This window comes from Streptomyces sp. NPDC101776 (assembly GCF_044766845.1).
Taxonomy (GTDB): domain Bacteria; phylum Actinomycetota; class Actinomycetes; order Streptomycetales; family Streptomycetaceae; genus Streptomyces.
The window spans coordinates 229,299-240,579 of the sequence record NZ_JBIWMV010000007.1; the positions used below are offsets into that span (position 1 = coordinate 229,299).

12 protein-coding genes are annotated in these 11,281 nt (G+C 69.1%); 9 read left to right on the plus strand and 3 right to left on the minus strand.

Annotated features, from left to right (window positions below):
- Positions 1-36: 36 nt before the first annotated feature.
- The 4 genes from ACIRRY_RS23710 to ACIRRY_RS23725 all read left to right on the plus strand — a co-directional run bounded on the left by ACIRRY_RS23710 (position 37) and on the right by ACIRRY_RS23725 (position 2,526).
- Positions 37-1,323 carry a cytochrome P450 gene (locus tag ACIRRY_RS23710; protein WP_403976002.1) on the plus strand — a complete coding sequence of 429 codons (1,287 nt, stop codon included), beginning with the start codon at positions 37-39 and terminating at the stop codon, positions 1,321-1,323.
- Complete coding sequence (locus tag ACIRRY_RS23715; protein WP_403976004.1) at positions 1,320-1,508, plus strand: ferredoxin; 189 nt, start codon at positions 1,320-1,322, stop codon at positions 1,506-1,508. The genes ACIRRY_RS23710 and ACIRRY_RS23715 overlap by 4 nt, the downstream gene beginning before the upstream one ends.
- A 10-nt stretch (positions 1,509-1,518) precedes the next feature.
- Positions 1,519-1,830 (plus strand): DUF1330 domain-containing protein, encoded by a 312-nt coding sequence (locus ACIRRY_RS23720; protein ID WP_403976007.1) that lies wholly within the window; start codon positions 1,519-1,521, stop codon positions 1,828-1,830.
- A gap of 123 nt (positions 1,831-1,953) precedes the next feature.
- A complete protein-coding gene (locus tag ACIRRY_RS23725) occupies positions 1,954-2,526 on the plus strand; it encodes a TetR/AcrR family transcriptional regulator (protein WP_403976009.1) in 573 nt (190 codons plus the stop codon).
- On the opposite strand, the gene ACIRRY_RS23730 is transcribed toward ACIRRY_RS23725, so the two are convergent.
- The 3 genes from ACIRRY_RS23730 to ACIRRY_RS23740 are packed head-to-tail and all read right to left on the minus strand — an operon-like array spanning position 2,492 to position 5,043.
- Positions 2,492-3,289, minus strand: coding sequence for an alpha/beta hydrolase fold domain-containing protein (locus tag ACIRRY_RS23730; protein WP_403976011.1), 798 nt, complete (start codon positions 3,287-3,289; stop codon positions 2,492-2,494). The two genes, ACIRRY_RS23725 and ACIRRY_RS23730, sit on opposite strands and share 35 nt — an antisense overlap.
- Complete coding sequence (locus ACIRRY_RS23735; protein WP_403976014.1) at positions 3,282-4,001, minus strand: enoyl-CoA hydratase/isomerase family protein; 720 nt, start codon at positions 3,999-4,001, stop codon at positions 3,282-3,284. Before ACIRRY_RS23735 ends, ACIRRY_RS23730 begins: the two co-directional genes overlap by 8 nt.
- 4 nt (positions 4,002-4,005) lie before the next feature.
- Entirely contained in the window at positions 4,006-5,043 is a 1,038-nt protein-coding gene (locus tag ACIRRY_RS23740; protein ID WP_403976016.1) for a 2Fe-2S iron-sulfur cluster-binding protein, read from the minus strand.
- Between the two features lie 64 nt (positions 5,044-5,107).
- Here ACIRRY_RS23740 and ACIRRY_RS23745 point away from each other — a divergent pair, with 64 nt between their 5' ends.
- Genes ACIRRY_RS23745 through ACIRRY_RS23765 form a run of 5 tightly spaced genes read left to right on the plus strand, consistent with a single transcriptional unit; the run spans position 5,108 to position 11,280 of the window.
- Positions 5,108-6,646: an AMP-binding protein gene (locus tag ACIRRY_RS23745; protein ID WP_403976018.1), complete on the plus strand. Its 1,539-nt coding sequence runs from the start codon at positions 5,108-5,110 to the stop codon at positions 6,644-6,646.
- Between the two features lie 35 nt (positions 6,647-6,681).
- Positions 6,682-7,860, plus strand: a complete 1,179-nt coding sequence (locus tag ACIRRY_RS23750; protein ID WP_403976021.1) for an amidohydrolase family protein — start codon at positions 6,682-6,684, stop codon at positions 7,858-7,860.
- Positions 7,857-9,284: a FadD3 family acyl-CoA ligase gene (locus tag ACIRRY_RS23755; protein WP_403976024.1), complete on the plus strand. Its 1,428-nt coding sequence runs from the start codon at positions 7,857-7,859 to the stop codon at positions 9,282-9,284. Before ACIRRY_RS23750 ends, ACIRRY_RS23755 begins: the two co-directional genes overlap by 4 nt.
- A complete protein-coding gene (locus ACIRRY_RS23760; RefSeq protein WP_403976026.1) occupies positions 9,281-10,882 on the plus strand; it encodes a methylmalonyl-CoA mutase family protein in 1,602 nt (533 codons plus the stop codon). The genes ACIRRY_RS23755 and ACIRRY_RS23760 overlap by 4 nt, the downstream gene beginning before the upstream one ends.
- A complete protein-coding gene (locus tag ACIRRY_RS23765; RefSeq protein ID WP_403976028.1) occupies positions 10,882-11,280 on the plus strand; it encodes a cobalamin B12-binding domain-containing protein in 399 nt (132 codons plus the stop codon). The genes ACIRRY_RS23760 and ACIRRY_RS23765 overlap by 1 nt, the downstream gene beginning before the upstream one ends.
- The last annotated feature ends 1 nt before the right edge of the window (position 11,281 follow it).

The window sequence follows — 11,281 nt, forward strand, 5'->3', positions numbered from 1 at the left end:
TCGTCAGACTGGTGACCGAAGGGAATCGTGTACACCGTGAAGGACTTCGAGGCGATCGACTTCTTCCAGGACGACGAAGTCGTCGCGGACCCTTACCCCTACCTGGCGGCCTTGCGCGGGAAGTGCCCGGTGCAACGTGAGAGCCACCACGACGTGACGATGGTGACCGGGTACGACGAGGCGATCCAGGTCCTCAACGACGCCGACACGTACTCGTCGTGCCTCTCGGTGACCGGACCCTTCCCCGGGTTCCCCGTCCCGCTGGACGGTGACGTCGACGTCAGCGCGCTGATCGAGCAGTACCGCGACCAGCTCCCGATGAGCGACCAACTGCCGACGCTCGACCCGCCCCTGCACACCGATCACCGCGGACTGCTGATGCGGATGATCACCCCGCGCCGCCTGAAGGAGAACGAGGCGTCGATGTGGCACCTCGCCGACGCGCAGTTGGACGCCTATCTCGCGGGCGGCGAGGGCGACTTCATCAGCGGGTTCGCCGGTCCCTTCACCCTGAGGGTCATCGCCGACCTGCTGGGCGTGCCCGACGAGGACCGCAACGCGTTCGTCGAGGGCCTCGAACACCACCCCCAGGGCGGCATCGGCAGCACGGACGGCGAGGTGTCGTACTCGCCGCTCGAGTACCTGTACGGGCAGTTCTCGGCCTACGTGGAGGAGCGCCGCCTCAAACCCCGCGAGGACGTGATCACGGGCCTGGCCCTCGCGAAGTTCAGCGACGGCTCGACCCCCGACGTCGCGGACGTGGCCCGCGTCGCCACCAATCTGTTCGCGGCCGGCCAGGAGACCACGGTCCGGCTGCTGAGCAACGCCCTCAAGCTGATCGCCGAAGACCCGGATCTGCAACGGCTGTTGCGCACCGAGCGCGACCGCATCCCGAACTTCATCGAGGAGACGCTGCGCACCGAGAGCCCGATCAAGGGCGACTTCCGGCTGTCCCGCGTCCCGTCCACCGTGGGCGGCGTCGACATCCCCGCCGGCACCACCCTCATGGTTCTCAACGGCGCCGCGAACCGCGACCCGCGCCACTTCGAGGACCCCGAGACCTTCGACCCGGCCCGCGCCAACGCCCGGCACCACCTCGCCTTCGGCCGCGGCCCCCACACCTGCCCCGGCGCCCCGCTCGCCCGCGCCGAGGCCCGCGTGGGCATCGAGCGCATCCTCGACCGCACGACGGACATCAGGATCTCGGAAAGCGTGCACGGCCCGGCCGACGCCCGGACATACCGTTACCTGCCGACGTACATCCTGCGCGGACTCACCCATCTGAACCTGGAGTTCACGCTCGCCGAGGTGTCCGCCCGATGAAGGCGGTCGTCGACGCGGACCGTTGCCGGGGCCACGGGATCTGCTGGTCGATCTGCCCCGAGGTGTTCGACCTGACCGACGACGGCTACGCCGAGGTGCTGACCCCCGACATTCCCGCCGAGTACGAGGTCCAGGTCCGCTCGGCACAGGGCAGTTGCCCCGAGCGCGCGATCACACTGAGCTGAGGAGAACGGGATGCCCAAGGGATACGTCATCCTGACCGAGTCCATCAAGGACCCGGCCGGGATGGACGCCTACAGCCGTGCCGCCGGTGCGTCGATGGCCCAGGGCGGCGCCTCCGTCCTTGCGGTCGACGGCCGGCCGCGGCTCCTGGAAGGCGAGTGGCACGGTGACCGGACCGTCGTTCTCGAATTTGACTCCGTGGAAGCCGCGCGAGCCTGGTACGAGTCGGAGGCCTACCAACGCGCGAAGCCCCTGCGGGAGGCCGCGGCCGACACGAACGCCGTGATCGTCTCCGGCTTCGAGCCGCCGTCCCGGAGTACGTGAGGGCGAACGGCCCGACGGGCCGCCGTAGGACGGTCAATGGTTCCGTCATGGCCGGAAGGGTCGCCCGATCGCGACGGCAACCGTAATGTCACATGGGTGTTGCCGGGGTGGAAGGGGTGCTCGATGACGACGGCCCGACACGAGGAGATCCTTGATGCCGCGCTGGCGGTTTTCGCCGAGCGGGGCTACAAGAAGGCATCCATCGACGCCGTGGCCGAGCGCGCCGGCCTGACCAGACAGGGCGTACTGCACTACTTCCCGAGCAAGAAGCGGCTTCTCCTCGCCCTCGTCCAGCTCCGCGAGGACCTCGCCCGCGAACACCTGGCCGCACTCCATGCGGACCCCGGCGAGGACCTGCCCGGGCTGCTCGCCGAGGTCATCATCCACGACCACAAGAACCCCGGTCTCGCCCAGATACACAGCGTTCTCGTGGCCGAGGGCGTCACCGGCAGCGACGAGGCGATGCGGTTCTGCCACGACTACTACCGGTCGATCCAGGACCACACCGTCAAGCATCTCACCGCGCTCTACGGCGACCGTGTGCCCAGCGGTCTGACCCCCCGAGCCGCCGCCACCGCCGTGGTGGCGATGCTCGACGGGGTCCAGCAGCAGTGGATGCTCGACGAGGAGCAGACCGACTACCCCGAGATCATCCGCGATGTCATGGGCGTCCTGCTCGGGCCCACGCCTGTATGAAATCGGCCATGGCCGTGACGCTCTCGGGATGCAGACTCACCGCGTCCGGCCGTACCCGGAGATCCACCGTGACACCGGAGCGGGCCGCGCGGGCCGCGAACGACAGCGAGTCGTCCAGCAGCGGATCGGTACCGGCGACCAGGAGTTGGATCGGCGGCAGCCCGTGCAGGTTGGCGTGCAGCGGGCTCAGCAGCGGGTTGGTCCGGTCGGCGCCGCCCGCGAACCGGGCCGCGTGCAAGCGGAGTTCGTCGATGTCGAAGCCCGGATCGGCGGCAGCGTTGAACAGCAGACTCGGCGCGTCCAGCGTCAGGTCGAGCAGCGCCGAACTCAACACGGCACACTCCGGCTGCCGCGCCCCCATGTCCCGCAGCCGCACCAGCAGCGAGGCCGCGAGCCCGGCCCCCAACCGCTCACCGGCCAACGCGACCGGACCACGGGCCTGGCACGAGCTGTACACGGCATGCACGTCGTCCAGCGCCCCCGGGAAGGACGACCGGTAACGCGGGCACACCACAACAGCCCCTGTACGCAAGGCGATCCGCTCGGCGAGGTCGACCGCCGACTCCGGCGAACCCGACAACTGTCGGTCCCCGTGCAGATAGAGGACGACGAGATCGCTCGCGTCCGGCGGCCGTACGATCGGCCCGACCGGACTCGACTCGACCCGCACCCGCCCGTCGCCTGCCGCCGCACGGTCCGTGTCCGCCCGTACGTCGGTCAGGTCGGCGCCCGCTCCGGTCGCCCCAACTCGTGTGTCACCCACGGGACATCACCCTCTCCGCTGCCTGCCAGTGCTCTTCGGACACCCAGAGGCGGGCGAAGGCGCGGGCCGCCTCCTCCTCCGGGACGGCTCCGCTCATCACGCGTTTGATCTCCCGCGCCGGATTCGTCGCCAGCGATCTCGCCAGGGTGCGCCAGCCCTCCGCGAAGTCGGCGCGCGGCAGCACCAGTTCGAGCAGTCCGACGCGCTGGGCCTCGGCCGCGTCGAGGACCGTCCCGGCACCCGCGAGCATCAACGCCCTACCCCTGCCGACGAGTTGGGCGAGGCGCTCGGCGCCGCCCCACGCGGGCATGATGGCGAGGGCCACCTGGTTGAAGCCGATCCTGATGTCGTCGGCGGCGACCCGTATGTCGGCGGCCACCGCGACCTCGGCGCCGCCGCCGAACGCGTGCCCGTTCAACGCGGCGATCACCGGTCCGGGGAAGTGCGCGATGCGATCGCAGATCCCCCTCATCCGCAGGGCCATGGCCATCGCGTCCTCCTCGGTCCGGATCGCACTCAGCTGCTTCAGGTCCCCGCCGGAGACGAACGCCCGGTCGCCGGCGCCCGTGATGACCAGGGCCTTGGCGCCCGCGGCCGCGTCGAGCGCCTTGTCGAGTTCGTCCATCGTGGTCGGGGCGATGGCGTTGCGGGCCTGCGGGCGGTCGATGGTGACGACCGCCAGGCCCTCGTCGAGTTCGAGATCTACGTCCATGGCCTCAGTCCTCGTATACGACAGTGACGTGCGAGGTGGTCGGCTCGCCCTGGCAGGTCAGCACCCAGCCCTCGGCGACCTCGTCCTCGTCGAGCGCGTTGTTGACGCGCATCTTGGCCTCGCCTGCGGTGACTTGGGCGATGCAGGTGGCGCAGTTGCCCGCCTCGCAGGAGAACGGCGGGGCCAGACCCGCCCGACGCGCGCTCTCCAGAAACGTCTCGCCGGAGCGCTGCGCGAGCGTGTGCCGTTTGCCGGAGAGCACGAGCGTGACGGTGCCGTCCTGTTCGGGCGACTCCTCCGGTTCCTGCTCGGCGTTCTCCGGGGGCGGGCGATCGGCGGTCTGCGCGAACCGCTCGACGAAGATCCGCTCCGGGGCGACTCCGTGGACGAGAAGCGCGTACTCCACCAGCTCCATGAAGGGCGCGGGCCCGCAGAGGTAGAAATCCGCGTCCGTGTCGCCGCCGGCGAACTCCCGTACCTGGTCCGCTGTGACGAAGCCCTCCCAGTCGTCGAGGTGGTGCCGGATCTCGAACCGTCCGGGGTACCGCTGTGCCAACTCGCCCAGTGCGGAGGCGAAGATGACGGCGCCCGCGTCCCGGTTGGCCGACATCACCCGCACCGGGCGCCCGGTGCCGGCCAGCGCAGACTTGGCGAGCGAGAGGATCGGGGTGATCCCGCTGCCCCCGCAGAACGCCACCACCGGATCGGTCAACTCGCTTGCCGCGCCCGCCTCTTCGCCCTCCCGCAGACAGAACACCCCTGCGGGCAGCGTGGTCTCGACGACGTCGCCGGGTGCGAGATGGTCGTGCATCCAGTTGGACACCAGACCGCCCGGAACCCGCTTCACCGTCGTCATCAACTCGGCGTCCGTCTCCGGCGAACTGGACATCGAGTAACTGCGCAGCGTGCCACAGGCCTTGATCGTCACGAACTGGCCCGCCCGGTACGGGAAGGGCGCGTCGAGTACGTACGTCCGTGTGTCGGGCGTCTCCTGGATGATCCGTGTGATCCGCACCGGGTGGAACCCGTGGTCTCGTCCCATGTATGGAATTTACCTTCTCGCTCTGAGAGAGTGCAATTCTCAATGACGAGAGGAAGTTCCTGTCGTGCGAACGATCCCCGCCGAACTGGTCGACCGCTACGAGGCGGAGGGCTGGTGGACCGGTGAGACGATCGGCGACCTGCTGGCGCGGGGACTCGCGGCGGCCCCGGGAACCGTGTTCCGCGCGCACTCGGCGGTACGGCCCTGGGAAGGCACCTTCGCCGAAGTCGAACTGACCGCCCGCCGATTGGCCGCCGGGCTGCGCGCACGCGGTGTCGGCCCCGGTGATGCCGTGGCCTTCCAACTGCCCAACTGGATGGAGGCGGCGGCGGTCTTCTGGGCGTCGGCGTTCCTCGGCGCGGTCGTGGTGCCGATCGTCCACTTCTACGGACGCAAGGAAGTCGGCTACATCCTGGACACGGTCGAACCCAGGGTCTTCGTCACCGCCGAACGGTTCGGGCATCTGCGCCACGACCCCGGCCTGAGCGCGAAGATCCCGGTGGTCGGCGTAGTGGGCCGGGACTTCGACGAGCTGCTCGCCGAAGAACCGCTGCCGGGCGTGGTGCCGGCGGACCCGTCCGCGCCCGCGCTGATCGCCTTCACCTCGGGAACGACCCGCGATCCCAAGGGAGTTGTGCACAGCCACCGCACCCTGGGCTTCGAGACCCGTCAACTGGCCGGTCGTTACCCGCCCGACCGCGGTGACCAGCTCACCTCCGCGCCCGTCGGCCACTTCATCGGCATGGTCAACGCCTTCCTGATCCCCGTCCTCGACGGTTCCCCGGTCAACCTCGCCGACACCTGGGACCCGGGCCTCGCCCTGGAGTTGATGGCCCGCGACGGACTCACCGTCGGAGGAGGCGCCGCCTACTACATGACGAGCCTGCTCGACCACCCCGACTTCACACCCGCCCACCTGGCGGGCATGAAGTACGCGGGCCTCGGCGGCGCGGCCGTACCGAACGCGGTGACCAGACGCCTCGCGGACCTCGGCATCACGGTCTTCCGGGCCTACGGCAGCACCGAGCACCCCTCGATCACGGCCTCCAGCCACACCGCGCCCGAGGGCAAGCGGCTCTACACCGACGGGGACGCGCTGGACGGAGTCGAGATCCGGCTTGCCGAGGACGGCGAGATCCTCAGCCGGGGCCCGGACCTCTGCCTCGGCTACACCGACCCCGCCCTCACCGAGCGGGCCTTCGACGAGCACGGCTGGTACCGCACCGGCGACATCGGCGAACTCGACGAGGAGGGCTACCTCACCATCACCGACCGCAAGGCGGACATCATCATCCGCGGCGGCGAGAACATCGGCGCGCTGGAGGTGGAGGAGGTTCTCCTCGCCCTGCCGGCCGTCGCCGAGGCCGCGGTCGTGGCCGCCCCGGACGCCCGCCTCGGAGAGCACGCGGCAGCCGTCGTACGACTGCGGTCCGGCCACGCCGAACCCACCCTCGACGACCTCCGCGACCACTTCGCCGCGGCGGGTCTGGCCCGGCAGAAGTGGCCGGAGGAACTGCATGTCGTCGAGGACTTCCCGCGTACCGCCAGCGGCAAGGTCCAGAAGTTCGTTCTCCGCAAGGATATTGCCGCCCATCAAGAGTGAGAATAGGATTCTCGCAATCTGTGAAGGAGGATCTCATGCCATCGCGCGTGCCGCCGTATCCACTGTTCGACGCGGACAACCACCTGTACGAGACGGAGGATGCGCTCACCCGGTACCTGCCCAAGCAGTACGCGAGCGCCATCCAGTACGTGCAGGTGAAGGGCCGTACGAAGATCGCCATCCGCGGTCAGATCAGCGACTACATCCCCAACCCCACCTTCGAGGTCGTGGCCAGGCCCGGCGCGTGGGAGGACTACTTCCGTGAGGGGAACCCGGAGGGCAAGTCCCACCGGGAGCTGTTCGGCGAGCCGATGCGGTCGATCCCCGCGTTCCGCGAGCCCGGGCCGCGCCTGGCGCTCATGGACGACCTGGGCATCCACCAGACCCTGATGTTCCCGACCCTCGCCAGCCTGGTCGAGGAACGGATGCGGGACGACCCGGAGTTGATCCATGTCGTCGTCCACGCCCTCAACCAATGGCTGCACGAGACCTGGCAGTTCAACTACAAGAACCGCATTTTCACCACCCCGGTGATCAGCCTGCCCATCCTGGACAAGGCGATCGCCGAACTGGAGTGGTGCCTGGAACGCGGCGCGCGGGCGATCCTCATCCGGCCCGCCCCGGTCCCCGGCTACGGCGGGTCGCGCTCCTTCGCGCTGCCGGAGTTCGACCCCTTCTGGAAGCGCGTCGAGGAGTCGGGCGTGCTGGTGGCCATGCACTCCTCCGACAGCGGCTACTCCCGCTACTCCAGCGACTGGGAGGGCAAGAGCCAGGAGATGACGCCGTTCCAGGCGCAGGTCTTCCGCATGATGTCCGAGTGGCGCCCGGTCACCGACGCGGTCGCGTCCTGGGTCTGCCACGGAGCCCTGTTCCGCTTCCCGGAACTCAAGGTCTCGGTCATCGAGAACGGCTCTTCCTGGCTGCTGCCGCTGCTCGACCAACTCGGCAGCACCTACAAGAAGCAGCCCAAGGGCTTCCTCGGCGACCCGGTCGAAGAGGTCAGGAACCGCATCCACATCAGCCCGTTCTGGGAGGAGGACATGGCCGCGCTCTCCGAGGTCGTCGGGGTCGAGCGCGTCCTGTTCGGGTCCGACTACCCCCACCCCGAGGGGCTCGCCGACCCGGTCTCCTACATCGACGCCATCCAGGGCATGAAGCAGGCCGACCAGGCCAAGATCATGGGCGGCAACCTCGCCCGCCTGATCGGCGTATGACCTGGGAGAGCATCCCGCAGATGGTACTGAGCGCGGCCGACCGCTTCGGTGACGCCGAAGCCGTGGTGGACGGCCCACTCCGCCTCACGTTCACCGAGCTGGTCGAACGGGTGCGTGTGGCTGCGGGAGCGTTCGCGTCGGCCGGGGTGGAGCAGGGCGACCGGGTCGCGATCTGGGCGCCCAACTCCGCCGAGTGGATCATCGCCGCCTTCGGCCTCATGACCGCGGGCGGTGTGGTGGTGCCCGTCAACACCCGCTTCAAGGCGGACGAGGCGCACGACATCATCGTGCGCAGCGGTGCGAAGGCCGTTCTCGTCCAGGAGGGCTTCCTCGGCCTGGACTTCAAAGCACCACCCGGTGTGCCGGTCATCGACCTCAAGTCCGGCTTCCTGGCGAGCGGTTCACCCTTCGAGCGCAAGGTGACCGGCGACCAGGTCAGCGACATCGTCTTCACCTCCGGCACCACCGGCCGGCCCAAGGGCGTCCTGATGACCCACGCCCAGACGCTCCGTCTCTACGCGGAGTGGTGCGACCTCGCCGGGGTCAGGGAGGGCGACCGCTATCTGATCGTCAACCCGTTCTTCCACATCTTCGGCTTCAAGGCGGGCATGGTCGCCTCCCTCATCCGCGGCATGACCATCCTGCCCGTACCCGTCTTCGACGTGGACCACGTCCTGGAACTGGTCGAGCGCGAGAAGGTGACGGTCCTGCCCGGCCCGCCCACGCTCTACCACTCCCTGCTCACCGACCGCGGCTCAAGAGACCTGTCCTCACTGCGAGTTGCGGTGACCGGAGCCGCCGACATTCCCGTCGAACTGATCCGCCGCGTGATGACCGAACTGCCCTTCACCTCGATCATGACGGGCTACGGCCTGACCGAGGCGGGCACCGCCACCGCCACCCGCCCCGGCGACTCCTTCGAGGACATCGCCACCACCGTCGGCACCCCCTGCGACGGCGTCGAGGTCCACATCGCCGACGACGGCGAGGTGTTGGTCCGCGGTTACAGCGTGATGCGCGGCTACTTCAACGACCCCGACGCGACCGCCGAAGCCATCGACCAGGACGGCTGGTTGCACACCGGGGACCTCGGCACGCTCGACGAGCGCGGCTACCTGAGGATCGTCGGACGCAAGAAGGACATGTTCATCGTCGGCGGCTTCAACGCCTACCCGGCCGAGATCGAGGGCTTCCTGATGGAACACCCGGCGGTCGCCCAGGCCGCCGTGATCGGCGTCCCCGACGAACGGATGGGACAGGTCGGCAAGGCCTTCGTCGTCCTCCGGGGACCGTTGACCGCCGACGAGTTGATCGAGTGGAGCCGGCTCCGGATGGCCGGGTTCAAGGTGCCCCGGACTGTGGAGTTCCTGACGGAACTGCCGCTGAACGCCACCGGAAAAGTGATGAAGGACCTCCTGCGATGACGCCTCCCACACCGCCCCAGGACGACGACCTCGTCCGGACCGCGTCCGGCCTGCCCCTCAAACCGGTCTACGGCCCCGACGACGTCGGCACCGAACCGCCCGCGCCGGGCAACTTCCCCTTCACGCGCGGCAATTACGCCACCGGGTACCGAGGGCGGCTGTGGACGCTGCGCCAGTACTCCGGCTTCGGCACCGCCGAATCGTCCAACCGCCGCTACCACTACCTCCTCCGACAGGGCGGCACCGGACTCTCCGTGGCGCTCGACCTGCCCACCCAGTGCGGCTACGACTCCGACGACCCCGAAGTCGGCGAGGAGGTCGGCCGGGTGGGAGTCGCCGTCGACACGCTCGCCGACGCCGAAGTCCTCTTCGAGGGCATCCCGTTGGACAGGATCAGCACCAGCTTCACCATCAACGGCACCGCCGCGATCCTGCTCGCCTTCTACGTCGCCGCAGCCGAACGGGCGGGCGTGCCCCGCGCGAAACTCACCGGGACGATCCAGAACGACATCCTCAAGGAGTACGCCTCCAGGGGCACTTGGATCTGGCCCGCCGAACCGTCCCTCCGACTCATCGCCGACACCATCGAGTTCTGCGCGGCCGAAGTACCACGCTTCAACGCGATCTCGGTCGCCGGCTCGCACTTCCGGGACGCCGGCGCCAACGCCGTGCAGGAGATGGCCTTCACACTCGCGGACGGGGTCACCTACTGCGACACGGTGCTCGCCCGGGGCCGTATGACGATCGATCAGTTCGCCCCGCAGGTCTCCTTCTTCTTCTACACGCACGGCGACTTCTTCGAGGAGATCGCCAAGTACCGGGCGGGACGCAGGCGTTGGGCGACCATCGTGCGCGAGCGCTACGGCGCGGACAGCGACAAGGCGGCCATGTTCCGCTTCGGCTGTGTCGCCGGAGGGGCCTCGCTGTACGCACCTCAGGCGCAGAACAACACCGTCCGGGTCGCCTACGAGGCACTCGCCTCGGTGCTCGGCGGGGTCCAGTCGATGTTCACGGCCGCCTGGGACGAACCGTTCGCGCTGCCCAGCGAGGAGTCGGCGACCCTCGCACTGCGCACACAGCAGATTCTCGCTCATGAGACGGGCGTTGCCCGGGTCGCGGACCCGCTCGGCGGCTCGTACTTCGTCGAGGCGCTCACCGACGCCACCGAGGCCCGCATCGTCGAGATCATGGAGGACCTGGAGCGGTACGGCGGCATGGTCCGGGCCATCGAGGACGGCTATCTGCAGACGCTCATCGCCGACGAGGCCTACCAGTCGCACCGCGAGGTAGAGGCGGGCACCCGTCCGGTGGTCGGCGTCAACCGCTTCGTCTCGGACGAACCGCCGCCCGACCTCGCCACGTACGAACTGGACGCGGAGGGCCGCGACCGGCAGCTGAAACGGCTCGCCGACGTCAAGGCCACCCGCGACGCCGCCCTCGTACGACAACGCCTCGCCGAACTGGCCCGCGCCGCGGAAGGTACCGAGAACCTCATGCCCATCCTCGTCGACTGCGCCAACGCCTACTGCACGGTCGGCGAGATGGTGGCCTCGCTCAAGGCGGTCTGGGGCGAGTTCCAGCAGCCGGTGGTGTTCTGATGACCGCCCGCGTACTGGTCGCCAAACCGGGCCTCGACGGACACGACCGCGGCGCCAAGATCGTCTCGCGAGCCCTGCGAGACGCGGGATTCGAGGTCATCTTCACCGGGATCCGGCAACGCGTCGACGACATCGTGGCCGTCGCCGTACAGGAGGACGTTTCCGTCGTCGGCCTGAGCATTCTCTCCGGCGCACATCTCGCTCTCACCACCCGCGTGATCGAGGCCCTGCGCGCCACGGGGAACGAGGACATCGCCGTCGTGGTCGGCGGCACCATCCCGCCGGCCGACGTACCGAAACTGCTCACCGCGGGCGCCGCCGCGGTCTTCCCCACGGGCACACCCCTCGACGCCCTCGTCGCCGAGATGCGCGCCCTGACATCCGTCACCTCGCCATGAC